Here is a 22,965-nt window from a genome sequence, read left to right on the forward strand (position 1 = left end):
CAGCTATTGGCCGGGAGCTGCGGTACGCAACTGAAAGCTTCCGGCCCAAACAAGCGGCCCCGAATCGCCGAATGAAGGCTAAGAAACCTGATCACCTATCACTATGATGGATGCTCCGAAGGTTACTTCAGATAGCCGGGTAGCCTCAGCTAATGCCCGTAAAGGGGCAGGCAAATCGAAAAGTGTCAGTGGATTCAGTGGGCGGCATTGCAGCTCATACCCCCTCAAGGCCTGGCGTGAATCGCGATGAACGTCCGACCAGTCGTACGCAAATAACCCACGTTTGGAAAATTCAACGAAAGCGTTTGCGCCAGCCTTGGCATCGGCCCGATCTACATCGGACACCTCCGGCAATGAGAGGACAAATTCTTCGGAGTTTTCGACGGAGGGCATCGCGGAATCAGGAACCGGCCCCGGGCCACCCGTAGTGAAGAGCGCAACCTGCCCGACGGCGTCGGTGGCGACCCATCCAACATCAAAGTCCTGGAGAACGAAGGGAGCCACCATTTTCACCTACTTTATAAAAAAGGGACGAGAGTTGATTTCCCAACTCTACTTGCCAGCCCAGATTGTGTAAAAGCGCGTCGGCAAACTCTTAAAGCGGGAAGAAATTCGACGAGTTCATTTTCCCAGCTTTAAACATCTGCTTCTGGCCGATTGCTGCCCGCTACGACAGGCAGAAATCGGCCAAAAGCAGTCAGTCGCTCAAAACACTCAAAAACCACTGATTGCTAAAGTAATCAGGATCCGAAAATAGCTCACTCGGTCGAAGGGACGGATGCTTTGCTGCCCAAGCGGATGAGTTCATTGGAGAAACACAGGCCGATGATGATCAGTGCCGCTCCCGCGTACAGGCTTTCGCGCGGTACTTCATTGAGCGCCACAAAAGCCAGCAGCGCGGCGAATAGTGGCTCGGTCAGCTCCAGCGCTTGCACTTGGGATGGCTTGAGATACTCGATGGCCTTGGTGGTGCAGAAGAAGCCCAGGATTGTCGGCAGCGTGGCCAGCGCCAGCAGCGCGGCGATCGCCAGCGGCGACAGCTCGCCCATCGCGAAACCATCGGCCGCAGCCGGCATCAGCAGGTACAGGCTGCCAAAGAACAACAATTGTCGGGTGAAGTGCAGCCCCCCCGACACACCCATACGCTTCATGGCAACCGAAAAGGCCCCATAGCCGGAGCCGGCCATGGAGGCGAGCGCAGCACCTTGCAGGGTAAAGCCCTGCTGCAGGTCGCCGCCGAAGATCACCGAGATCCCAGCAATAGCCAGTGCGGCGCCAACGGTAGCGTTCGCGGTGATGGCATCCTTGAGGAAAATGCGCCCCAGAATGATCGAGGAAATTGAGGCACTGGCCATCAGCACCACCACCACACCTGCCGCCGCGTAGTGTCGATAGGCGGACGTTTCGAAATGGAACAGCACAAAGATGCCAAGGAATGCGCAAATAGCCGCCTGAGTCCATTTAGTCGACGCCGCCGGGCGCTTGAGGAAAAACAGTAAGATCGAGAGAAGCACGCAACCCAGTACGGTCTTGATGACAGCGACACTGCTTGCGGTGAAACCATGACTCATGAGTACTTTGCTGAGTACACCGATCGTTGCGTTCAGTGCCGCAGCGGAGAGTGCAAATATGACGCCTTTGCTGAAAGTAGATTGCATTGATGACGATCCCTGTCGCTGAATTGTCGTTCGATAGAATGCCGCCCTACATCGACGGCCCGAAGTTTGAGGATACGAAGATCCCACCCACTCCAGTATTTAGTGTGGCATGAGCGCTGGATCGCCCAGTAGGATGCTTTTCGCCTTCTTGTCGCCACCAAGGGAGAAGTCAGAGGACCTAGCCCTTGGCTATGCAATATGAGTTGGCGAACGTTGCAGTGTGCTGCAAAGACTGACGTATATCCGGCTTGGCTATTCCATGCCTGTTGGCAAATTGCTCGACCGCCGTTGTATCAAAACGAGTGGTCTGGATAAAGTCCAAGGCTTCGGGTTTTGTATTCAAAAACCACGCGACGGGAGGAATACTCAGTAGCAACTTCAGCAATCGGAGTGAAATGTAATGCTTGGGGGACTTTAAGTCCAAAGGTTGTGCCACCTGTACCAGGAGTTCTCGCAAGTTGGGAGTTTGGTCATCAAGCGCCAGCAGTTCCTGGCCCACCATGGCAGGATCAAAAGCACAAACCGCCACTATCTCAACCAGGTAATCCACGGTGACCAGTGGCAGCCAGTGCTCGGCGGTACCGGGCACTGCAGTCAGCTTTCCCTGCACAAGGTTGCGTATCAGCTCCACCAGCGGCTGACCATCAAGGATATGCCCCGTGCGGCTGTGGCCACAGACCGTCGCAGGGTGGACAACGGTAATCTCCCCGCCCTTGGCGGACATGACCTCCAGAGTCGCAAAATGCGCCTCCAGCTTGCTCCCCTCGTAACCACCGACATGTCGGTAGACGGCAGGCCAATTCGTCAACTCCGGATAACGAGGATCAATTCCGATGCGTTGCAGATGTTCATGATTTTTCAGCATGTAGCCGCCGATCATCACTAAACGGCTTTTTTGCTCAGCCGCCAACAGCGCCACACGCGTTGCCCCTTCCACATTCACCGCACGAGAATGCTCCACTGAAAGCCCCCAAGCGAAGTGGACGCCCAGGTGGAATACGACTCTGGCGTGCCTTAGCACTTCTCGGTCAGCAAGACTCAGCCCGAGGTTGTCCCGTTCCAGATCGCCAGCTACGGCAAATACCCGGGTTGCGCACCCTCCCAAATTATCGACTTGCTCGCGCAGCGCAGCCAGTCGCTCTGGGCGACGCATCAACACCCGAACGGTGTGACCTTTTGCACTCAGATACGCCACCAAATGTTGACCGACGAAGCCGGTACCCCCCGTGACAAAGCACTCCACACTCATTTCCCTGTTCCTTGTTTAAGGTGAGAAATCAAGCGTAAACTATCGACCCAACTCTATAGTCAAGCGGTGTTTTCATGAAAATCGGCGAACTCGAGGCCCGCAGCGGCGCCAGCCGCCATACGCTGCGTTACTACGAGCAAATCGGCCTGATCTCATCGCTGCGGCAAACTAACAACTATCGCGTTTACGCAGCGCAAACTCTGCAGGATCTGGACTTTATCCAGCGCGCGCAAAGCATGGGGTTTTCCCTGGGGGAAATAGGCGAGATTCTGGATGCGCAGCGAAACAAGCTGATCGATTGTGCTGACGGCGCTAAGCTAATTGAAAAGAAGATGGCAGAAATCAAACAGAAAATCGCCAACTTCCAAAGCATTTATCGGTATCTGGATGAAGAGCGTGCAAACCTCGAAGCCAGTGCTGCCAAGCAACTTGAGCTTCAGCAGCTGAGCAACGCTTCCAACTGAACTGTCAGCATCTGGGAAACGGAAGCTGCAGCCTGCTTCCAGTTTCAAGTCCATCGCTTACGCATTTTCTCAAACCTTGTGGCCAGGCCCTGGACAGTCAGCGTCCGCCCAAAAGACCTTGCGTGGTTAAACGGGCGCCCTCTATGCGGCAGCCATTCGATAATCTCGCTCGGCCGCTGCATCGGCAGTCGCGTGAGCACGCCCTTTAAATACGCATACGGATCATGGCCGTTAAGCCGTGCCGACTGGTTCAAACTCATAATCGCAGCCGCACGTGTACCGCTGCGTAAGGAGCCCTCGAATAGACAGTTTGAACGCCCGAAAGCCCATGGCCGGATTTGATTTCCACATCAGTGAATTGCTCCGGATTTGCTAGACACATGATGTTTGCTTTGGGTCGAAAGCAGCTTTTCGTGACTTGCAGCTATTGGCCGATTTCTGCCTGTCGCGACCGGCTGAAGCCGCCCCATAGCTGCTAGTCATTTGAGTCTACAGATTCAGGAGCTATTCAGTTCCCTGTCCGCTGACACACTTCAAGCCTTCTGTCAGCCCGCTGATGTGTGCCGCCCTTCAGCAAATCGGATCCTCCTGACGTCTTATCCAAGAATACTGGAAGGTTTTAGGCTCTGCTCGATGGCTCCTTCGCCGGTAGCTGCCCAGATCAGCGCTGTGGCAATAAGTACAATGTCCAAGCACTTGGACCTGTTCAAGGCTCACACCAATCCCCACCAAGTGGTGCAACGCATATTTTCGTAGATCGAACCAGGCTTCATTATGTGTGACATCAGGTTCGACCCAAGGCGCACTCGCGGGTGGCACTCTGTGGGCCGTCCACGGAGGAGAATCGTTTTGCCAAAGATGGCTGTCGGCATATTCAATACCCTCGACAAACTTCCTGTTCACCTCATAACAACAGGGTCCGATGGAGGGACCTATCACTATTCGCAAACCAGCAAGAGAAGCACCTTCTTTCTCTAACCGGCTTATCGAATTACCGAGGATGCCAGCTTTCAAACCCTGCCATCCTGCATGGATTGCCGCTACAAATGGTTGATCAACCGACGCTACCAGAACCGGCAAGCAGTCGGCAGTGATGACCGCTACCGTATCCCGGACTCCTCTTGAGAACAGTGCATCGGCGACAGGGCGTTCATCCCGCCCTACCACGTCAGCATCGATGATGTGCGTACCGTGAACCTGAGCACAGTAACGTGTTCCTTCCGGCAGCGTTAAATTTCCAGAAGTCTCGAAACCATGATCTATACCGGGGATATCGAGCAGCAACGAAGAGAGGTAGGTCATAGAGCAGGTCCTATCGATGGAAATCCCTGATATCGGCATAGCATCGGCGTGAGGGATGGGTCAAGCTCGCAGAGATCCGTGCCGGACGGTTACGCTCACGGCCTGAAGCAGCTTGGTTCGACCGGTTGAATCCACAGCCGATAGCAGCCTGTCACAAGATTTTATATTGCCCATCATGAGGCTTGCTGGGGCCTAGCTTGATTTCACCCAGGTGGACGGCCGCTTTCAACCGATTCTGTTGAAAAAGTCCGGCTTGGTTTCCACGGCAGAAAAGTACGCGCCTGAGATTGAAGTCCTTGCTTTCAGCAGAGGCTTCCGGACTCGGACTTTACGTAGCAGCGTGTAAAAGAGGTGTTTTCACCCATCAATATTCGAGCATTTTGGGCAAACCGACTTTTTCAACAGAATCGACCCAAAGCCGACATCGGGATCACATCCTGTAGGAAATTCTCCGGTTCGCTTCAACTTCACATGGCAGGAACCGGCCTTGGCCGTAATGTCGTCTTGCCTGACACACGACGGCGCTTGCATCACGAGCAAGGTCGCGCACGACCTTGCTCGCAAGAGGCCGGTAGCTTCACCGCAAATGTTGCGGTTAACCATAGAGTCTCCTGCTTACCGGCGTGGCCTGTGAGATTAGCTCAAGGCCCACGCTTGAGCTGCATGATTTAGTGGGTGACAATACGCTCTGTGTATATATCGATCGAGGTCATCCCTAATGCCCCAACAAGTCTTCCTGCGCGATGCCATGCGTCGTCTGAACTTCACCCGTGACGCGCTCGCCCAGCGCATTGGCGTTTCACGGCGAGCGCTGGACAGCTGGCTGCTGCCAGACGAGTCGCCGGAGATGCGCAAGATGCCAGAGATTGCCCAGCGGTTTGTCCTTGAAATTCTCAAAAGGGCATCGATCGATACGCAGGATGTATACAGCCATCCGACTGGTAACAGTGAATCGGGTCAGCACCTGTTGTCGGTGGACAGCTATACCCGCGATTCGGTAGAGGCGCTGTTGCGTGTCGCCGATATCATGCAGCCGGTTGCACGGCGGCAAAAAACCACGCGCGTGCTGGAAGGCGCGGTGCTGGCCAATCTGTTTTTCGAGGCCAGCACCCGCACACGCCTGAGTTTCAGCTCGGCCTTCGCCCGGCTGGGTGGGTCGGTGTGCGACACCACCGGCTTCACCTTTTCCTCGATGGCCAAGGGCGAGTCGATCCATGACACCAGTCGGGTCATCAGCGGCTACGCCGATGCCATTGTCGTGCGCCACCCGGAGCAGGGGGCGGTGGCCGAGTTTGCCCGTGCCACCCACGTGCCGGTGATCAATGCCGGTGACGGGCCAGGTGAGCACCCCAGCCAGGCATTGCTCGATCTGTACACTATCCAGCGCGAATTTTCGCGCCTGGACAAGCTGATTGATGGCGCCCATATCGCCTTTGTCGGTGACCTCAAATACGGCCGCACCGTGCACTCGCTGAGCAAACTACTGGCGTTGTACCGTAACTTGAGGATCACATTGATCTCGCCGCCGTCGCTGATGTTGCCCGAGCATCTGGTGGAGTACCTTGCGCGCAACAGTCATCACATCGAACAGACCGACGACCTGCCCGGTGGGTTGAAGGGCGCTGATGTGGTCTACGCCACCCGCATCCAGAAAGAGCGCTTTTCCCAGCAGGAGACTCTGGAGGCCTACAGCACTGACTTCCAGATCAACCAGGCCTTGGTTAACGCCACCTGCGGGGCCCACACCCTGATCATGCATCCGCTGCCACGGGACTCGCGCCCGGGCGCCAATGACCTGAGTGTCGACCTGAACTTCGACTCACGACTGGCCATCTTCAAACAGACGGATAACGGTATTGCCGTACGCATGGCCATCTTTGCCACACTGCTGGGCGTTCAGGATCAGGTCCAGCACTCATTGCGCGAGGTGGGGTGGCGGGTGCCGGTGTACCTAGGGCCGGAGGAAGAAGTACCCTATCGCGACCAATGACCTGCAAGCAGTGCAGGAGCTGCCGCAAGCGGCGAAAAGGTTCGCAGCCCCTTCAGAGTCCGGGGCGCGCTCCGCGCCATTGCAGCCTGGCGGCGGCTCCAAGTTCGCGTATATCTACTCTTGGCCGATAGCAGTCATCGGTGCATGCAGAATAGCCAAAATCGCAGCCCAAAGCAGACTCCCACGCCGAGCAGTCGAGCCCGTACGTAAATCCGGAGCTTGCCGCAGGCCGCAATCTTTTAAACGCTTAACAGACAGGCATCACGCCTTCAAAGCACCCACCTTCATTCACCCCGCCGCCTCCTCCCGCAAACGTCTACCAATCACATCCATCAAATCACACCCATCACGCAACGGAATGGCCAGCAGTTTGGCGAAGTCGGCGAGCACCACCGTATCGCTCTCGATATCAGCACGAAAGGCGATGTTTTCCAGCACCTGAGTGACGGTGCGGATTCGATAATCAGCAGTGGCTTGCAGCACGTCGAGTGGGGCTTGGGTGTCGATGAGCAGGGAGGCCGGGATCAGATCGATTCCGGTGAGGGGTATGTATCTTTCCATAGTTAAAGCCTCGTTTAGATTGTTGAGGCTGCCAACAAATCGTCGCCAAACGAATAGGTGGCAGCTGTACGCAGGTTGGCGAACCGGAAACGAGTAACCGGCAGACCCGAAGGTCTCCCGCGCACAGCCGCCATAGAAAGCGGCATAGCAGATGCGGAGGTGCCTGCAAATAAGCAGTCAGCTCTCGCACTCATTAGTCAGGTCGCCAAACCCAGTCGCCATATGGGCGACGGAGCGGACTATAAGCTGCATCCAATCTAGGGGCAAGGTGACGGATTCTTGGGTTTAAGTAGGACCTGTATTGATACGCTCCCGAACCTTTAAACACCTCGTTGTACCCGACCAGCATCTTTATCAAATCTTTATTTCCCTGCCCCTAATCCTGTCAACAACTTTCCAAGCGTCCATTTAGGCTTTCCTCATTCCCGGAGGAAACGCCATGGACTTCTTCTATCTGCTACTCGGTGCACTGTTTCTCATCATTCTGGTCGGTCTGACTTACGGCTGCGCGGCGCTCAACAGGAGGCGGTCATGACCGGTTTCTACCTTTTCGGCGGCCTCATTGCGGCCGGCTTGCTGGTTTACCTCGTCGCCGCGCTGCTGTTTCCGGAGGACTTCCTGTGACTATTCAAGCCTGGATTTTACTCGGCGCCTTTCTGCTGGCGCTGGGCATTCTGGCCTGGCCCCTTGGGCGTTGGCTGACCACGGTGATGGAGGGCCGATTTGCCTTCGGTTCACGCATCGAGTCGCCGCTGTATCGCCTGGCGGGCGTCAAGCCTGAAACGCAGATGGGGTGGCTCCAGTACGCGCTCGCATTGATTCTGTTCAATGCGTTGGGGGTTCTGGTCGTTTATGCCTTGCAACGGTTGCAAGGCGTACTGCCGTTCAACCCGCAGGGGTTTGCGGCCGTCACTCCCGACTCCTCGTTCAACACCGCTTTCAGCTTCGTGACCAACACCAACTGGCAAGCCTATAGCGGCGAGTCGACGATGAGTTACCTGACGCAGATGCTCGCGCTGACGGTGCAGAACTTCCTCTCCGCCGCCACCGGCATCGTGGTGGCGGTGGCGCTGATCCGCGGGTTCGCACGCCACAGCGCGGACAGCATCGGCAACGCCTGGACCGACCTCACCCGCGTCACCTTGTGGGTGCTGCTGCCACTGTCACTGATACTCGCGTTGTTCTTCGTCAGTCAGGGTGTGATTCAGAACCTTGACCCGTATAAAGACGTCTCGACACTGGAGGTCATGCAGTACCAGAACCCGGTGCTCAATGACGCCGGCCAGCCGACCCTCGATGCCCAGGGCAATCCGGTGACCAAGGCCGCCAGCACCGACAAGCAGACGATTGCCATGGGGCCAGTGGCCTCGCAAGAAGCGATCAAGATGCTCGGCACCAATGGCGGCGGTTTCTTCAACGCCAACTCGTCGCACCCCTACGAGAACCCAACCGCCATCACCAACTTCTTCCAGTTGCTCGCGATCTTCCTGATCCCGACCGCGCTGTGTTTCGTGTTCGGTCATGTCGTCGGTGACATACGCCAGGGCTGGGCGCTGCTGGCGACGATGACGATCATCTTCGTGATCGCGGTGGTGGCCGTCACCCATTATGAACAGCTCGGCAATCCGCAGTTCTCAGCGCTGGGTATCGACACAGCGGCGGGCAACATGGAGGGCAAGGAACTGCGCTTCGGTATCAGCGCCTCCAGCCTGTTTGCAGCGGTGACCACGGCGGCTTCATGCGGTGCGGTCAACGCGATGCACGACTCGTTCACCCCACTGGGCGGTGCGGTGCCGCTGGTGCTGATGCAACTCGGTGAAGTGGTGTTCGGCGGCACCGGTTCCGGTCTGTACGGCATGCTGGTATTCGCCATTCTCGCGGTGTTTATCGCCGGTCTGATGATCGGGCGCACGCCTGAATACCTGGGCAAGAAGATCGAAGCCTTCGAGATGAAGATGGTCGCCATTGCGATTCTGGTGACGCCGCTGCTGGTGCTGTTCGGGACCGCCATCGCGGTCATGGCCGAGGCCGGCAAGCTGGGAATCGCCAACCCTGGCGCCCATGGTTTCTCGGAAATCCTCTACGCCTTCACCTCGGCCGCCAACAACAATGGCAGCGCCTTCGCGGGTCTGTCGGCCAATACCCCGTTCTACAACATCATGCTGGCCATCGCCTGTTGGTTTGGGCGCTTTGGCGTGATCGTACCGGTGCTCGCCGTCGCTGGCAGCCTGGCCGCGAAGAAACGCCTGGCCGTCACCGGCGGCACGATGCCGACCCACGGGATGCTGTTCGTTGTACTGCTGATGGGCACGGTGTTGCTGGTCGGCTTGCTGAACTACGTACCGGCGCTCGCACTGGGCCCCGTCGTCGAACACCTCATGATGATCAAGTGAGACCACGAACATGACACGTAAAGCGTTCTCCTTGTTCGACCCGAAACTGATAAGTCCGGCCATGGTCGAGTCTGTACGCAAACTCAGCCCACGAATCCAGTGGCGCAACCCGGTGATGTTCGTCGTCTACATCGGCGCGATCATCACCACCGCCCTCTGGGCGCAAGCCCTCGGCGGCAAGGGTGAAGCCAGCAGCGGGTTCATCCTCGCGATTGCCTTGTGGCTGTGGTTTACCGTGCTGTTCGCCAACTTTGCCGAAGCGCTCGCCGAAGGCCGCAGCAAGGCCCAGGCGGCCTCCCTGCGGGACCTTAAAAAGCAAACCTGGGCGAAGAAACTGCGCGAACCGCACTACGGCGCCGAGTGGCAGTTGGCTCAGTCGAGCGACCTGTGCAAAGGCGATGTGGTGGTGGTTGAAGCCGGCGACCTCGCGGACTCGGTGATCCCCGCCGACGGCGAAGTGATCGAAGGCGCGGCCTCGGTGGATGAGTCGGCGATTACCGGCGAATCGGCCCCGGTGATTCGCGAGTCTGGCGGCGACTTCTCGTCGGTGACCGGCGGTACGCGGGTGCTGTCGGACTGGATCGTCGTCCGCGTGACCACCAACCCCGGCGAAACCTTCGTCGACCGCATGATTGCGATGGTCGAGAACGCCAAACGGCAAAAGACCCCGAATGAAATCGCCCTGTCGATCCTGCTGGTCGCACTGACCATCGTGTTCCTCGGCGTGACGGTGACACTCCTGCCCTACTCCCTGTTTGGAGTCGCAGCAGCCAAATCCGGTTCGCCGGTCTCGATCACCGTGCTCATCTCGTTGTTGGTGTGCCTGATTCCCACGACCATCGCCGGGCTGCTGTCGGCGGTGGGTGTGGCGGGCATGAGCCGCATGATGGAAGCCAACGTGATCGCCACTTCCGGCCGGGCCGTGGAGGCCGCCGGTGATGTGGATGTGTTGCTGCTCGACAAGACCGGGACCATCACCCTGGGCAACCGCCACGCCTCGGCGTTCTTGCCGGCGCCGGGCATCAAGGAGTCGGAGCTGGCGGATATCGCACAGCTTGCGTCACTGGCCGACGAAACGCCTGAAGGGCGCAGCATCGTGGTCCTGGCCAAACAACGGTTCAACCTGCGCGAACGCGACATCACGGCGCTGCATGCACACTTCGTACACTTTTCGGCGCAGACCCGCATGAGCGGCGTCGACATGGATGACCGGCAACTGCGCAAGGGCGCCGGTGAGGCGATCCTCAAGCATGTCCACAGCCTGGGCGGACACTTTCCGGAAGCGGTGCAAACCATCGTCGAACAAGTGGCTCAGCGCGGCAGTACGCCGCTGGTGGTCGCCGATGGGGCCAGGGTGCTGGGCGTCATCGAACTCAAGGACATCGTCAAGGGCGGCATCAAAGAGCGCTTCGCCGAGCTGCGGCGCATGGGGATCAAGACCGTGATGGTGACGGGGGACAACCGGATCACCGCTGCCGCCATCGCCGCCGAGGCCGGTGTCGATGACTTTCTCGCGGAAGCCACACCCGAACAAAAGCTCGAACTGATCCGTAGCTATCAGGCCGAAGGCCGGCTGGTGGCCATGACCGGTGACGGCACCAACGATGCCCCGGCACTGGCGCAGGCGGATGTCGCCGTGGCGATGAACTCCGGGACTCAGGCGGCCAAGGAAGCCGGCAACATGGTCGACCTCGACAGCAACCCGACCAAGTTGATCGAGGTGGTGGAAACCGGCAAACAGATGCTGATGACCCGGGGTTCGCTGACCACGTTCTCGATTGCCAACGACATCGCCAAGTACTTCGCGATCGTGCCCGCGGCCTTTGTCAGCACCTACCCACAGCTCGCGGCACTGAACATCATGGGCCTGACGAGCCCGAATTCGGCGGTGCTGTCGGCGGTGATTTTCAACGCGCTGATTATCATTTTCCTGATTCCCCTGGCGCTTCGAGGCGTGAAGTACCGCCCGGTCGGTGCAGCGCTGCTGCTGCGCCGCAACCTGTTGATCTACGGGTTGGGTGGGGTAATCGTTCCATTCATTGGCATAAAAGTGATCGACATGGCGTTATCCGCTGTCGGTCTGACTTGAGGGAGTATGGCTATGTTATCTCTGCTGCGTCCGGCGTTGACCCTGCTGATTGCACTGTCACTGCTTACCGGCCTGGCCTATCCACTGGTCACCACCGGAATCGCCAGGCTGGTCTTTCCCCATCAGGCGGCGGGTAGCCTGATCGAAAGAGACGGCAAAACTGTGGGCTCGCGGCTGATCGGTCAGGGCTTCAGTGATCCGAAGTATTTCTGGAGCCGCCCTTCCGCCACCAGCCCCATGCCCTACAACCCGCTGGCCTCGGGCGGCTCGAACCTCGGTCCGCTGAACCCGGCACTGGCGGATGCGATGAAAGGCCGCATCGACGCGTTGCACGCTGCCGATCCGGGCAACACCGCTACGGTGCCCGCCGACCTGGTCTACAGTTCCGCCAGTGGCCTTGATCCGCATATCAGCATTGCCGCGGCGCTGTACCAGGCGGGCCGGGTTTCGCGGGTGCGCAATCTGCCCGTCGACAAGGTTCGCGAGCTGATCAACCAACACGCCGAAGGCACGCTGCTCGGGTTTCTCGGCGAGCCTCGGGTCAACGTTCTGGAACTGAACCTGGCACTCGACGCCGCACATTGAGCGCTAACACAGGGTGGGTTTGATGGCCGATGAACGTCCTGATCCGGACCAGCTACTGGCCCGGATTCGCGAAGAAGAAGCGCAGGCCAAACGCGGTCGGCTGAAGATTTTTTTCGGCGCCAGTGCCGGTGTCGGCAAGACCTACGCGATGCTCGCGGCGGCCCAGACTGCGAAGCTGCAAAACATCGATGTGCTGATCGGCGTGGTCGAGACCCACGGCCGCGCCGAAACCCAGGCCCTGACAGAGGGCCTTGAACACCTGCCGCTCAAGCAGGTCATCGACAAAAACCGGACGCTGACCGAATTCGACCTGGACGCCGCGCTCGCGCGTAAACCGGGCTTGATCCTGATCGACGAACTGGCTCACTCCAATATCGCAGGCTCCCGGCACCCAAAGCGCTGGCAAGACGTAGAAGAACTGCTCAGCGCCGGTATCGACGTCTGGTCGACGATGAACGTTCAGCACCTCGAAAGCCTGAACGACATTGTCGGCGGCATCACCGGCATTCGTGTCTGGGAGACTGTGCCCGACCATGTTTTCGACAACGCCGACGAAGTGGTCATCGTCGACTTGCCACCCGACGATCTGTTGCAGCGTTTGAAGGAAGGCAAGGTCTACATGGCGCAACAGGCCGAGCGCGCGGTGCAGAACTTCTTCCGCAAGGGCAACCTGATCGCCCTGCGCGAACTGGCACTGCGCCGCACCGCCGACCGGGTCGACAGCGAGATGTTGCAGTATCGCCAGAGCGGCGCGGTGAAACCGGTGTGGGGCACCCGCGAGTCGTTGCTTGCCTGCGTTGGCCCCCACGATCAGGCCGAAAAAACCGTACGCTCGACGGCGCGCCTGGCCGCTCAGCTCAACGTGCCGTGGCACGCCGTGTATGTCGAAACCCCGGCCTTGCAGCGCCTGCCCGAGGTCAAGCGGCGTCGCGTGCTGGCAACCCTGAAACTGGCTCAGGACATGGGCGCGCAAATCTCGACCCTGGCGGGCCAGGACATTGCCGAAACGCTGGTCAAGTACGCACGGCAGCACAACCTTTCGAAGGTCGTGCTGGGCCGTGATGAACGTCCGCGCCAACGACTCTGGCGGCGGGTGCTTGCCGATCGGATTGGTGTGCTGGGCACCGATCTTGACGTGATTCAAATCTCGCTGCCGGAGAGTCGCCGCCCACAAGCCGAGACGACCTCCACCGCCAGCGACAGCCCGATCACCTGGCGCCCCTATCTCTGGAGCGTCGCGATCTGTGCGGTGACGACCCTGCTGGCCATGCCGCTGTTCCAGGTGCTGGAACAGGCCAATATCGTCATGCTGTTCCTGCTGGCGGTCGTCGCCGTTGCGGTGCGCTTTGGCCGTGGCCCGGCCATCATGGCGGCCTTTGTCTCGGTCGGCGCCTTCGACTTTTTCTTTGTGGCGCCGCGTTTTTCATTCGCTATCGCCGATATCCAGTATCTGGTGACCTTTAGCGTCATGCTGGTGGTCGCCCTGGTGATCGGGCAAATGACCGCCAGCCTGACCTATCAGGCGCGGGTGGCGCAACGGCGCGAAGACCGCATGCGCGGGCTGTACGACATGTCGCGCCTGCTGTCCGCCGCACTGCTGACCGAGCAGGTCGCGCAAATCGGTGCGCAGTTCCTGGCCGCCGAATTTGGCGCCCGGTCGGCACTGCTGGTCGCTGACGACAACAATAAACTGCTGGCGCCCATGGTCACGGGGGACGCACCGCAAGTCGACGCTGCCATTGCCCAGTGGTCGTTCGACAAAACCGAACCGGCCGGCTACGGCACCGACACCCTGCCCTCCAGCTCCACGCTCTATCTGCCCTTGTCGGCACCCATGCGGGTGCGCGGGGTCCTGGCCGTGCAACCGCGCGACTCGACCCGGCTGGCGGTGCCGGAACAGCGTCGCCTGCTCGACACCTGCGCATCATTGCTGGCCATCTCGCTCGAACGGATTCACTACATCCATGTGGCCCAGGACACGACGGTTCAGATGGAGTCCGAGCGGTTGCGTAACTCGCTGCTCTCGGCCATCTCCCACGATTTGCGCACCCCGCTGTCGGTCATGGTCGGGCTCGCCGAAGCGCTCAAGCTGACCAGGCCGCCCCTGACCGGAGACGCCGCCGAGATCGCCACCGCGGTGGGTGAATCCGCGCTGCGCATGAACACGCTGGTCAACAACCTGCTGGACATGGCTCGCCTCGAGTCCGGCAAGGTGGTGTTGAATCGTCAGTGGCAACCCATCGAAGACGTGGTGGGCAGCGCCCTGAGAGCTATTCATCCGATTCTGGGAGAGCGTTCGGTGCAGGTTGCACTCGAGGAGGACTTGCCACCGGTGCGCATCGATGCGGTGCTGATCGAGCGCATCCTCATCAACCTGATCGAAAACGCCGTCAAATACACCCCGCCCGGCACCCCGATCAGTCTGGGCGCCAGCGCCACGCCCGAGAACATCGAGTTGTGGGTCGCCGATGAGGGGCCGGGATTGCCCCTCGGTCACGAAGAGGCGATCTTCAACAAGTTCATGCGCGGCAAAAAGGAAAGTTCGATTCCCGGCGTCGGTCTGGGCCTGGCCATCTGCCGGGCGATTGCCCAGGCGCATGGCGGAACCATGCTCGGTGTTACCCGTCAGGAAGGCGGTGCGCGCTTCACCTTGCGTCTGCCCCGTGAAGAGCCGCCGAACATCGAAGCATTTTCACAGCAGGCTGACGAGGATCCATCATGAGCGAACCGGTGCTGCGTGTTCTGCTGGTTGAGGACGAAAAGGACATTCGCCGTTTTGTACGGATGGCCCTGCAAGCCGATGGTCTGGAAGTGCATGAAGCCGAGAACTTTCAGCGCGGCCTGATCGACGCGGGAACGCGCCGGCCGGACCTGATCGTGCTGGATCTTGGCCTGCCTGACGGTGACGGCGTTGACCTCATACGGGATCTGCGCACCTGGTCAGAGGTGCCGATCATTGTCTTGTCGGCCCGTGGCGCCGAATCCGACAAGATCCTGGCCCTGGACACCGGGGCCGACGACTATCTGGTAAAACCTTTCGGCACCGGAGAACTGCTCGCGCGCGTCCGCGCCCTGTTACGCAGACGCGTGAAAGATGCCGAAAACCGCGCGATTCTGGCCTTCTCCGACATTCAAATTGATCTGGATCGACGCGTCGTGGAGCGCGCCGGCGCGCCTTTGCACCTGACGCCGCTGGAATACCGTTTGCTGGTTCATCTGTGCTCGCACCCGGATCGGGTCCTGACGCACCTGCAACTGCTCAAAGCCGTGTGGGGCCCCTCGCACACTACCGACACGCCGTACCTTCGGGTGTTCATGGGCGGCCTGCGCAAGAAAATCGAAGCAGACCCGTCGCAGCCACGCCATCTCGTGACCGAAACCGGTGTGGGTTACCGCTTCATTCCTTGAACCCTATGCGGCATGCGTTGAATTCGAATGCAGGCTTCATGCCCCGAGACCCCGTGACTACCGTTCGTCCAGGCTGAAGCGGCAGCGCTCTTTCCTCGTCTACACCTTTAGACAGGAGACCTTTCACGCTCGATCGAACAACGGGCATTTCATTCGATGGCATACGAAGCGCCATACGGAACGGCAGTACTTCAAGCTTCGGGTTTCATTTCTCAAGGAATAGAAAAATGACCACTAGCAGCAAAAACTGGCATGCATGGCTGAACGCGATGCCACCCAAACCGGATGACTTCCACGTGGTAGGCGATGTTGAAGTTGCCAATCCGGGAGTCGAGGTCTATCTGACCATGCGAGCCCCGCAAGGCTTTAATCCGTCAATCCTCATGCTGGATCTGCACTTGTTTCAACGGCCTGGAGTCTGGCCACAAATATTGTGCAGTGCACAGGCCAGGTACGACCGGGTAATGCCCCCCAGCGCGCCCCACTACACCGCGGTTGACGTGTATCACAATGGCGAGCGATTGGCGTACATCGACTACATCCCCACCGTCACCTGACCGGCCTGCAACTGGACACTCACGCCGTAACACCCGGTACTAGAGGTCGCAACAAAGGCTGTGCCGGCAATGTTCGAAAAGCGCCACGTACACAAGCTCGGGAGGATCCGGAAAAACGCGGCGCTTTGTTCTTTTGGTTACATCGGAGAGATGGTGGCAAGCGCACCGATCACGATGGTCAATGCCAGAAATCCACCCAGAAAAATCGCCATCTTCAGCATTCGGCCTCCAAAATTACCCGTCTGTGGTTGCAGCGTCATTGTGAGGCTCGGGCTGGATTCATTACAGAAGCAGATAGCCTGGGAAAATACGGATCAGTTCAACAGGACGGCCTCCCTGTGATCAACGGCACTGGCGACGCGACACGTCATCGGCACACCGCCATTCAGCCGGTTGGGTGCGAGCGTCCGCCCGCACCGACGTATCGGGCGCCACGGCGGCGCGAATGGACGCCTTAATATTTCTTCATGGTGTCAGTGCCCATATCGCTCTTTTTCTCCATGCCCTCGCTCTTCATCTCGCCACCTTTCTCCATGCTGTCTTTTTTCATGGTGGCACTCTTGGTCTTCTCGCCCTTGGTCTTGTAGTGGTGCTTGGTGGTCTTCGTGGCATTACTTTTCATTTCGTCGTTTTTCATCGTGCCCTTGTCCATCTGATCCTTGGACATGTCATTCGTATTCGCTTCAGCCGCAAACAACGGGGCGGCTACCACCAGGACTACGGCAGCAATCGCCGCAGCAATCAGCTTTTTCATGTCACTACTCCTGTGCAGTTCGCGTTAAGGACAGCGGCAATGCGCCGCGTTTCAGAACAGCCGATTGCTCAACTGCCACTGAACCAGTTGTAACCCTGATCCTCCCAATAACCACCGGGGTAATCGTTGGTCACGAAAATCTCCACCACATGTTTGGGGTTCTTGAAGCCCAGCTTTGTCGGCATGCGCAGTCGCAGGGGGTAGCCGTACTCCGGCGGCAATACCTGATCGTCATAGCTCAGGGCCAGCAGCGTTTGCGCATGCAAGGCCGTCGGCATGTCGATGCTGGTGTAATAGTCATCAGCACATTTGAGTCCGACATATTTGGCACGGGTGTCGGCGCCCACACGTTGCAGAAAAGTCGAAAAGGTCACGCCACCCCATTTGCCGATGGCACTCCAGCCCTCCACGCAAATCAGCCGTGTGACCTGAGTGGTGCGCGGCAACTGGTTCAATTCGGCCAGGGTCCAGCTGTGTTTATCCTGGACCAGACCGCCAACCGTGAGTGTGAACTCATCTTCCTCGATGTCCGGAATGCCGTTGCGGTCGTAATAGGCATTGAACGGGAACGGGCGCGTCATCATCGACTCGGGGTAGGTCGGTGCCAGTCTGCCCGGATCGAACAGCGCCGCCTGAACCTTGTCATTGAAGCGCGAGACCCTTTTCAGCATGGACTCCACTGAGTTGCTGTCGTCCAGGCGACAACCTGTCAGCAAGGCAATTCCACCCAGCGTCCAGGCATGCCGAAGAAATTGCCTGCGTGCGGGTAAATCAAGTTCCTGCGCCACCGATTTGATGATGGCGGGGTCATCCATCCGGTCTTTTCCAGTCGTTCTGTTCATGTGTTAGCGCCCACGCAGCATGGCAATCAGGGTGCGTGGCACAAGGGCCACCATCACCAGATGCACCACGGTAAAGGCGACCAGCAACGCCATGCAGACAAAATGCACGATGCGCGCCGAGTCGTAACCACCCATCAGCTCCCTCAGTAACGGAAACTGCACTGACTTCCAGATCACCAGGCCCGACAGCACCAGCACAACGAGATCGAGCACGGCAAACAGGTAGGCGAGCTTTTGCAGGGTGTTGTAGTGCCGCAAGTCCGCATGGGCGAGCTTGCCTCTGAGAGCCGCGAGGAAATCATGCAGGACTTCGCGGGGCCGTATGGGGAAGAACTTGTAGACGATGCGCCCGGAAAAGATATTCAGCAGCAGGTAGACAATACCGTTGATAAACAGTATCCACATCGCCGCAAAGTGCCAAAGCAGCGCACCCGCCAACCAACCGCCCAAGGTGATACTGGCGGGGATCTGAAAGGAGAAAATCGGCGAGGCGTTATAGATGCGCCAGCCGCTCATCACCAGGATGACCACGGCGATGACGTTGATCCAGTGGGTCAGCCGTAGCCAGATCGGGTGAATAGTTTGCGAACTACTCATGATGCCTGCCCTGCCGGCAACGCGCCGGTAAAATCCCTCCGACCAGCACGACGTGTGTTGGCTCAATCCCCCATGGTTAACCGGCAACTCCAATGGAGTCGAAAACAGCGCCGCCCTGGCGACGCATCTACCAAGACTAGCAGCGACTTATAGACACCGTTTTACATTATTAGCCTGGGCACTCTGCGCAAATGAACGCAGCCTGACCCCGCAGGGCCGCTCATTCAGCCGGTTTGGCGCGAGCGCCCGCCCGCAGCAGAAAAAAACGCAATTGCCCCCCCGCCAGGAATCCTGTTTCATGGCCGTCCGGTTCATCATGAAACGAACCCTCCGGCTCGCATCGGCCATGATGTTTGCATTCATGCCCGGTCGCCGGAGAAGATGAAAGCAGCACGATCGCTCTGGCACTGACTATCCTGATGCTACTGAGCCTGTCGGGCTCGATAACATCGTTCTCAGGGAATATCGAATGACCGCAAGACAAGTTATCAATGCTTCGGTGAGCCCAAAAGGCAGCCTGGAGACGCTGTCCCAACGCGAAGTTCAGCAACTGAGCGCCGCCGGATCAGGCAGCATCTACTCTCTTTTCCGCCAGTGCGCCCTGGCCATCCTCAATACCGGCGCCCATGTCGACAATGCCAAGACCATTCTGGAAGCCTATCGGGACTTCGAGATTCGCATTCATCAGCAAGATCGCGGTGTACGCCTGGAATTGCTCAACGCGCCCGCAGACGCCTTCGTCGATGGCGAAATGATCGCCAGCACCCGCGAGATGCTGTTCAGCGCCCTGCGCGACATCGTTTATACCGAGAACGAGCTGGACAGCCAGCGCATCGACCTGAGCTCATCCCAAGGCATCAGCGACTACGTTTTCCACCTGCTGCGCAACGCCCGCACCTTGCGCCCCGGCGTAGAGCCGAAGATCGTCGTGTGCTGGGGCGGTCACTCGATCAGCACCGAGGAATATCAGTACACCAAGAAAGTCGGCCACGAACTCGGCTTGCGCAGTCTGGATGTCTGCACCGGCTGCGGGCCTGGGGTGATGAAAGGCCCGATGAAGGGCGCAACCATTTCCCACGCCAAACAACGGATCACCCACGGCCGCTACCTGGGGCTGACGGAGCCCGGGATTATTGCGGCCGAAGCACCGAACCCGATCGTCAATGAACTGGTGATCCTGCCGGACATCGAGAAGCGCCTGGAAGCCTTCGTCCGCGTCGGCCACGGCATCATCATTTTCCCGGGCGGCGCCGGTACTGCCGAAGAGTTCCTCTACCTGCTCGGGATCCTGATGCACCCGGACAACCGCGACGTGCCTTTCCCGGTGATTCTGACCGGACCGAAGAGCGCGGAACCGTACTTGCAGCAACTGCACGCGTTTATCGGCGCCACACTGGGCAAAGACGCGCAAAGTCACTACGAGATGATCATCGACGACCCGGCCGAGGTGGCCCGGCAAATGACTGCCGGGCTCAAGACGGTCAAACAGTTCCGCCGCGAGCGCAACGATGCGTTCCATTTCAACTGGCTGCTGAAGATCGACGAAGGCTTCCAGCGCCCGTTCGATCCAACCCACGAAAACATGGCCGGCTTGCAACTGCGTCATGACCTGCCGCCTCATGAACTGGCGGCGAACCTGCGCCGAGCGTTTTCCGGCATCGTTGCCGGCAATGTAAAGGACAAGGGCATCCGCCTGATCGAGAAACACGGTCCTTACAAGATCCACGGCGACGCGGCGGTCATGCAGCCCCTGGACAAACTGCTGAAAGCGTTTGTCGCGCAACACCGGATGAAACTGCCCGGTGGCGCAGAGTATGTGCCCTGCTATCAGGTCATCAGCTAAAAACACCCGCGCGTCGACAGGCTCGGAACCATTCGGTTCCGGGCCTTTCTTCCCTCTTCTCGATACGCTTTCGCCCAACCCAGCCAGAGTGACTTCCTGTGCAGACCACCCGTTTGACCCTGATCTGTCACGCCCGGACAGCGGCCCAGAAACTGGCACGCTTTGCCGAGGATGAATCAGTGGAAATGGACTGGCAGAACGAAAAAGGTTCATTGGCCAAGCGTTTCAAACGAGCGCCACGCCTGCTCAGCGCACCAGAAGCCCGGACCCGAGAGACCGCCGCCCTGTTTGGCGCGGACATGGAAATTGTCTCGGCCCTGCGCGATTGTGATTTGGGTCGCTGGAAGGGGCTGCGGATCAATGACCTGCAACGAGACGAACCCGAGCTGCTGCATGCCTGGTTGAGCGACAGCGCCAGTGCTGCGCATGGCGGTGAATCGGTGGCCCAACTCTGCGAGCGGACCGCTGCCTGGCTGGAGACCCTGGTCAGTCAACCCGGGCACCTCCTTGCCGTCACTCACCCGTTCGTGATTCGTGCCGCACTGATGCACGTGATGCAATGCCCGCCCGCGCTGTTCAACACGATAGACGTCGAACCGCTGGCCGCCGTCGAACTACGCTACAACGGCCGTTGGCGACTGCGCCTGACGCCAGCCTGAACCCGTGTCGTCAAAGGTTCTGCCAGCCGGCAACCTTCTGCGCACTGATACTGATCCCACCACACACGATGATTACCACATCATGGGCTTCGGCAATCGCCGGGTGATCCAGATACGCAACGGCCAGCGAGACACCGCACGCTGGCTCCACCAGTTGACGCAGGTCATCGGCATAACGAACGACGCCCATGATGGCCTCGGCATCCGTCAGCACGACACACGTGTGCGGGAAGTGCTGGATGTGCTCAACCGGCCATTGAGCAACCTGCAGCGCCCCGAGTGAGCTGGCAATGCTGCTGATTTCGGAGAGTTTGACCGGATGCCCGGCCTTGACCGCGGCGTCGAATGACGCTGCGCCTTCGGTTTCGCAGGCGATGATCCGGCAATCCAGCCGGGCGTGGCGTTCCAGTCCGGTGAGGATCCCGGCCAGCAAACCACCCCCGCCCACCGACGCCACGATCGTGTCGACCTGAGGGCAGTCCTGCAGAATTTCATCGATCATCGTACTGTGCCCTTCCCACAGCGTCGGATGGTCGAACGCCGGCACGTATTCGGTATCAGGCTCGTTGGCGAGTTCCAGTGCCAACTGGTTGGCCTCGTCCCACACCTGACCGTGCACGATCACTTGCGCCCCGGTTTTGGCAATTCGCGCCCGGGTGCTTTCCGGGGTGGTGTGCGGCACGATAATGCTCGCTTCCAGCCCCAACGCCGCGGCGGCGACTGCCGTCGCATAACCGGCATTGCCGCCGGACGGGCAGACCACTTTTTTCATGCCCTGCTCGGCCGCGCGGGTACAGAGCAGGCCCATGCCGCGCAGCTTGAATGAACCGCTGGGTTGCAGGTTTTCCAGCTTGAGCCAGATGCGCCGGCTTGGCGTCGAGAGCCCCGGATGGAGTATCAAGGGTGTTCTGATATGCAGCATCACAGGCGTCCTGATAAAAATCGGATGAATGGAAACCCGACACCGTAGCTGATTCGAACAGGCAAAGACACAGTCGAGCCATGCCCCCTCCTGGACCGGGCTGTCCACCTGAGTTTAGACGTCGGCGCCCGACTGGCTGGGCCAGCACGATCAAACCGGGTGGCCGGACTGCTCGACCCTTTTGCCCACGATTCCAAATTCAACCGGCGCCTTGATGTAAAACAAGGCAATGTCTTCGGCCTCGAGCCGCTCGAACAGGCGAGTGCACTCTTCTTCGGTAATCGCCAGGCGAATCTCCGCGGGCTGATCGCCCATCTCGAAAAAATGCGCGGAATGCAGTTTCCCGGAATGCCCGAAGCCTTCGATACCGGTTGCCAGCGTGGCCCCGTGCAGGCCCATTTCCTTTGCGAGATCAATGAGCCAGTCACCGAGCATTTTTCCGTGATGACGGCGGTTCTGCTGAGTAAAGAAAATCACCAGAAAACCTTGCATGGCGGATCTCCTCTCATATGGCTTCAATCACTCAACATAAACCTGGGATTTGCTCTAGCGGTGGGAAAGAAGATCAGCGGTCATACGCCGCGTTCGGGGGGCTGCTATGCCTTCTCATGGGAGCTGTCGATCAAGCCAGCCAACGGACAAGCTGCAAACCGATGCGTGGCCAGGGTCGCGGCACCCACCTCGTGCGCGCAGAGAAAAACCGGTGCCAACCCCTGACAGGAGGTGGCAAATGCTCTACATCGTCAGTTGGTCAATCACTCCGGAACGTCGTAATAGCGCGATCGAACGTTTTCTCAAAACAGGCGGAGCCCCACCCGCAGGCGTCACCATGCTGGGACGCTGGCATGCCGTAGGACGCATGACCGGTTTTGGTGTTGCAGAGGCCAGTGATATCACACTGATACAGAAATGGGTGCTCGAATGGAGCGACCTGCTGGCCATGGAGATTCACCCTGCGTTGACGGATGAACAAGCGGCGCCGTTGCTGGCAGCGGCGCTTGGCAAGTAAACGTCGGCGCCTGCAAAGACGCAGATCCATTGATCGTTCCCACGCAGAGCATGGGAACGATCAAAAATGCAGCCTCGCGAGCT

Annotated in this window: 23 protein-coding genes and 1 pseudogene; 12 read left to right on the forward strand and 12 right to left on the reverse strand. The window is 59.0% G+C overall.

Annotated elements, in window-relative coordinates; all coding sequences use genetic code 11:
• Nucleotides 1-78: 78 nt before the first annotated feature.
• The 3 genes from FPT12_RS23790 to FPT12_RS23800 all read right to left on the reverse strand — a co-directional run bounded on the left by FPT12_RS23790 (nt 79) and on the right by FPT12_RS23800 (nt 2,907).
• The gene (locus FPT12_RS23790) at nt 79-507 is read right to left on the reverse strand and encodes a hypothetical protein (protein ID WP_256676847.1); all 429 of its coding nucleotides are present in this window, start codon (nt 505-507) and stop codon (nt 79-81) included.
• A 251-nt stretch (nt 508-758) separates the two neighbouring features.
• Nucleotides 759-1,658 (reverse strand): DMT family transporter, encoded by a 900-nt coding sequence (locus FPT12_RS23795; protein ID WP_145020827.1) that lies wholly within the window; start codon nt 1,656-1,658, stop codon nt 759-761.
• A gap of 178 nt (nt 1,659-1,836) precedes the next feature.
• Nucleotides 1,837-2,907 carry an SDR family oxidoreductase gene (locus FPT12_RS23800; RefSeq protein WP_145020831.1) on the reverse strand — a complete coding sequence of 357 codons (1,071 nt, stop codon included), beginning with the start codon at nt 2,905-2,907 and terminating at the stop codon, nt 1,837-1,839.
• 74 nt (nt 2,908-2,981) lie between these two features.
• On the opposite strand from FPT12_RS23800, the gene FPT12_RS23805 reads away from it, so the two are divergent.
• Nucleotides 2,982-3,371, forward strand: coding sequence for a MerR family transcriptional regulator (locus tag FPT12_RS23805; protein ID WP_145020833.1), 390 nt, complete (start codon nt 2,982-2,984; stop codon nt 3,369-3,371).
• Nucleotides 3,372-3,502: 131 nt separating this feature from the next.
• Here FPT12_RS23805 and FPT12_RS23810 read toward each other — a convergent pair.
• Nucleotides 3,503-3,715: pseudogene (locus FPT12_RS23810) on the reverse strand (transposase domain-containing protein); the annotation flags it as partial.
• 226 nt (nt 3,716-3,941) lie between these two features.
• Entirely contained in the window at nt 3,942-4,673 is a 732-nt protein-coding gene (locus FPT12_RS23815; protein WP_145020836.1) for a polyphenol oxidase family protein, read from the reverse strand.
• A gap of 718 nt (nt 4,674-5,391) precedes the next feature.
• On the opposite strand from FPT12_RS23815, the gene FPT12_RS23820 reads away from it, so the two are divergent.
• Nucleotides 5,392-6,663: an aspartate carbamoyltransferase gene (locus FPT12_RS23820; RefSeq protein WP_145020839.1), complete on the forward strand. Its 1,272-nt coding sequence runs from the start codon at nt 5,392-5,394 to the stop codon at nt 6,661-6,663.
• 288 nt (nt 6,664-6,951) lie between these two features.
• On the opposite strand, the gene FPT12_RS23825 is transcribed toward FPT12_RS23820, so the two are convergent.
• The gene (locus FPT12_RS23825; protein ID WP_145020842.1) at nt 6,952-7,224 is read right to left on the reverse strand and encodes a hypothetical protein; all 273 of its coding nucleotides are present in this window, start codon (nt 7,222-7,224) and stop codon (nt 6,952-6,954) included.
• Between the two features lie 531 nt (nt 7,225-7,755).
• On the opposite strand from FPT12_RS23825, the gene kdpF reads away from it, so the two are divergent.
• The 7 genes from kdpF to FPT12_RS23860 all read left to right on the forward strand — a co-directional run bounded on the left by kdpF (nt 7,756) and on the right by FPT12_RS23860 (nt 16,256).
• Entirely contained in the window at nt 7,756-7,848 is a 93-nt protein-coding gene (gene kdpF, locus FPT12_RS23830) for a K(+)-transporting ATPase subunit F (RefSeq protein ID WP_019689681.1), read from the forward strand.
• Nucleotides 7,845-9,617 (forward strand): potassium-transporting ATPase subunit KdpA, encoded by a 1,773-nt coding sequence (gene kdpA, locus FPT12_RS23835; protein ID WP_145020845.1) that lies wholly within the window; start codon nt 7,845-7,847, stop codon nt 9,615-9,617. Before kdpF ends, kdpA begins: the two co-directional genes overlap by 4 nt.
• Before the next feature lie 10 nt (nt 9,618-9,627).
• The gene (gene kdpB / locus FPT12_RS23840) at nt 9,628-11,706 is read left to right on the forward strand and encodes a potassium-transporting ATPase subunit KdpB (protein WP_145020848.1); all 2,079 of its coding nucleotides are present in this window, start codon (nt 9,628-9,630) and stop codon (nt 11,704-11,706) included.
• Between the two features lie 12 nt (nt 11,707-11,718).
• Complete coding sequence (kdpC, locus tag FPT12_RS23845; protein ID WP_145020850.1) at nt 11,719-12,291, forward strand: potassium-transporting ATPase subunit KdpC; 573 nt, start codon at nt 11,719-11,721, stop codon at nt 12,289-12,291.
• A 22-nt stretch (nt 12,292-12,313) separates the two neighbouring features.
• On the forward strand, nt 12,314-15,013 hold the full coding sequence (gene kdpD / locus FPT12_RS23850) for a two-component system sensor histidine kinase KdpD (RefSeq protein ID WP_145020853.1): 2,700 nt from the start codon (nt 12,314-12,316) through the stop codon (nt 15,011-15,013).
• Nucleotides 15,010-15,699 (forward strand): response regulator, encoded by a 690-nt coding sequence (locus tag FPT12_RS23855; protein WP_145020856.1) that lies wholly within the window; start codon nt 15,010-15,012, stop codon nt 15,697-15,699. The genes kdpD and FPT12_RS23855 overlap by 4 nt, the downstream gene beginning before the upstream one ends.
• 227 nt (nt 15,700-15,926) lie before the next feature.
• On the forward strand, nt 15,927-16,256 hold the full coding sequence (locus FPT12_RS23860) for a hypothetical protein (RefSeq protein WP_145020859.1): 330 nt from the start codon (nt 15,927-15,929) through the stop codon (nt 16,254-16,256).
• A gap of 137 nt (nt 16,257-16,393) precedes the next feature.
• On the opposite strand, the gene FPT12_RS28110 is transcribed toward FPT12_RS23860, so the two are convergent.
• The 4 genes from FPT12_RS28110 to FPT12_RS23875 all read right to left on the reverse strand — a co-directional run bounded on the left by FPT12_RS28110 (nt 16,394) and on the right by FPT12_RS23875 (nt 18,449).
• Nucleotides 16,394-16,516, reverse strand: a complete 123-nt coding sequence (locus FPT12_RS28110; protein WP_256676848.1) for a hypothetical protein — start codon at nt 16,514-16,516, stop codon at nt 16,394-16,396.
• A gap of 194 nt (nt 16,517-16,710) precedes the next feature.
• The gene (locus tag FPT12_RS23865) at nt 16,711-17,010 is read right to left on the reverse strand and encodes a hypothetical protein (RefSeq protein ID WP_145020862.1); all 300 of its coding nucleotides are present in this window, start codon (nt 17,008-17,010) and stop codon (nt 16,711-16,713) included.
• Between the two features lie 68 nt (nt 17,011-17,078).
• Entirely contained in the window at nt 17,079-17,825 is a 747-nt protein-coding gene (locus FPT12_RS23870; RefSeq protein WP_145020865.1) for a molybdopterin-dependent oxidoreductase, read from the reverse strand.
• Nucleotides 17,826-17,855: 30 nt separating this feature from the next.
• The gene (locus FPT12_RS23875) at nt 17,856-18,449 is read right to left on the reverse strand and encodes a cytochrome b/b6 domain-containing protein (protein WP_145020868.1); all 594 of its coding nucleotides are present in this window, start codon (nt 18,447-18,449) and stop codon (nt 17,856-17,858) included.
• A gap of 469 nt (nt 18,450-18,918) precedes the next feature.
• Here FPT12_RS23875 and ppnN point away from each other — a divergent pair, with 469 nt between their 5' ends.
• Together ppnN and FPT12_RS23885 are read left to right on the forward strand one after the other, a co-directional pair.
• Nucleotides 18,919-20,292 carry a nucleotide 5'-monophosphate nucleosidase PpnN gene (ppnN, locus tag FPT12_RS23880; protein WP_145020871.1) on the forward strand — a complete coding sequence of 458 codons (1,374 nt, stop codon included), beginning with the start codon at nt 18,919-18,921 and terminating at the stop codon, nt 20,290-20,292.
• A gap of 98 nt (nt 20,293-20,390) precedes the next feature.
• The gene (locus FPT12_RS23885; protein WP_145020874.1) at nt 20,391-20,951 is read left to right on the forward strand and encodes a histidine phosphatase family protein; all 561 of its coding nucleotides are present in this window, start codon (nt 20,391-20,393) and stop codon (nt 20,949-20,951) included.
• Nucleotides 20,952-20,961: 10 nt separating this feature from the next.
• Here FPT12_RS23885 and FPT12_RS23890 read toward each other — a convergent pair whose 3' ends face one another.
• Both FPT12_RS23890 and FPT12_RS23895 read right to left on the reverse strand, forming a co-directional pair.
• Complete coding sequence (locus FPT12_RS23890; protein ID WP_145020877.1) at nt 20,962-21,873, reverse strand: pyridoxal-phosphate dependent enzyme; 912 nt, start codon at nt 21,871-21,873, stop codon at nt 20,962-20,964.
• 150 nt (nt 21,874-22,023) lie between these two features.
• Entirely contained in the window at nt 22,024-22,365 is a 342-nt protein-coding gene (locus tag FPT12_RS23895; RefSeq protein WP_145020880.1) for a DUF190 domain-containing protein, read from the reverse strand.
• A gap of 238 nt (nt 22,366-22,603) precedes the next feature.
• Between FPT12_RS23895 and FPT12_RS23900 the strand changes: the two genes are divergently transcribed.
• Entirely contained in the window at nt 22,604-22,882 is a 279-nt protein-coding gene (locus FPT12_RS23900; protein WP_145020883.1) for a DUF3303 domain-containing protein, read from the forward strand.
• Nucleotides 22,883-22,965: the final 83 nt, after the last annotated feature.

The sequence above is a fragment of the Pseudomonas sp. H3(2019) genome, from assembly GCF_007713465.1.
In the GTDB taxonomy this organism is placed as follows: domain Bacteria; phylum Pseudomonadota; class Gammaproteobacteria; order Pseudomonadales; family Pseudomonadaceae; genus Aquipseudomonas.

What these genes read in the sequence shown, in the direction of transcription:
- FPT12_RS23790 (WP_256676847.1), bottom strand. Translation starts at nt 507, where the DNA reads ATGGTGGCTCCCTTCGTTCTCCAGGACTTTGATGTTGGATGGGTCGCC.
- FPT12_RS23795 (WP_145020827.1), bottom strand. Translation starts at nt 1,658, where the DNA reads ATGCAATCTACTTTCAGCAAAGGCGTCATATTTGCACTCTCCGCTGCG.
- FPT12_RS23800 (WP_145020831.1), bottom strand. Translation starts at nt 2,907, where the DNA reads ATGAGTGTGGAGTGCTTTGTCACGGGGGGTACCGGCTTCGTCGGTCAA.
- FPT12_RS23805 (WP_145020833.1), top strand. Translation starts at nt 2,982, where the DNA reads ATGAAAATCGGCGAACTCGAGGCCCGCAGCGGCGCCAGCCGCCATACG.
- FPT12_RS23815 (WP_145020836.1), bottom strand. Translation starts at nt 4,673, where the DNA reads ATGACCTACCTCTCTTCGTTGCTGCTCGATATCCCCGGTATAGATCAT.
- FPT12_RS23820 (WP_145020839.1), top strand. Translation starts at nt 5,392, where the DNA reads ATGCCCCAACAAGTCTTCCTGCGCGATGCCATGCGTCGTCTGAACTTC.
- FPT12_RS23825 (WP_145020842.1), bottom strand. Translation starts at nt 7,224, where the DNA reads ATGGAAAGATACATACCCCTCACCGGAATCGATCTGATCCCGGCCTCC.
- kdpF (WP_019689681.1), top strand. Translation starts at nt 7,756, where the DNA reads ATGACCGGTTTCTACCTTTTCGGCGGCCTCATTGCGGCCGGCTTGCTG.
- kdpB (WP_145020848.1), top strand. Translation starts at nt 9,628, where the DNA reads ATGACACGTAAAGCGTTCTCCTTGTTCGACCCGAAACTGATAAGTCCG.
- kdpC (WP_145020850.1), top strand. Translation starts at nt 11,719, where the DNA reads ATGTTATCTCTGCTGCGTCCGGCGTTGACCCTGCTGATTGCACTGTCA.
- kdpD (WP_145020853.1), top strand. Translation starts at nt 12,314, where the DNA reads ATGGCCGATGAACGTCCTGATCCGGACCAGCTACTGGCCCGGATTCGC.
- FPT12_RS23855 (WP_145020856.1), top strand. Translation starts at nt 15,010, where the DNA reads ATGAGCGAACCGGTGCTGCGTGTTCTGCTGGTTGAGGACGAAAAGGAC.
- FPT12_RS23860 (WP_145020859.1), top strand. Translation starts at nt 15,927, where the DNA reads ATGACCACTAGCAGCAAAAACTGGCATGCATGGCTGAACGCGATGCCA.
- FPT12_RS28110 (WP_256676848.1), bottom strand. Translation starts at nt 16,516, where the DNA reads ATGACGCTGCAACCACAGACGGGTAATTTTGGAGGCCGAATGCTGAAG.
- FPT12_RS23865 (WP_145020862.1), bottom strand. Translation starts at nt 17,010, where the DNA reads ATGAAAAAGCTGATTGCTGCGGCGATTGCTGCCGTAGTCCTGGTGGTA.
- FPT12_RS23870 (WP_145020865.1), bottom strand. Translation starts at nt 17,825, where the DNA reads ATGGATGACCCCGCCATCATCAAATCGGTGGCGCAGGAACTTGATTTA.
- FPT12_RS23875 (WP_145020868.1), bottom strand. Translation starts at nt 18,449, where the DNA reads ATGAGTAGTTCGCAAACTATTCACCCGATCTGGCTACGGCTGACCCAC.
- ppnN (WP_145020871.1), top strand. Translation starts at nt 18,919, where the DNA reads ATGACCGCAAGACAAGTTATCAATGCTTCGGTGAGCCCAAAAGGCAGC.
- FPT12_RS23890 (WP_145020877.1), bottom strand. Translation starts at nt 21,873, where the DNA reads ATGCTGCATATCAGAACACCCTTGATACTCCATCCGGGGCTCTCGACG.
- FPT12_RS23895 (WP_145020880.1), bottom strand. Translation starts at nt 22,365, where the DNA reads ATGCAAGGTTTTCTGGTGATTTTCTTTACTCAGCAGAACCGCCGTCAT.
- FPT12_RS23900 (WP_145020883.1), top strand. Translation starts at nt 22,604, where the DNA reads ATGCTCTACATCGTCAGTTGGTCAATCACTCCGGAACGTCGTAATAGC.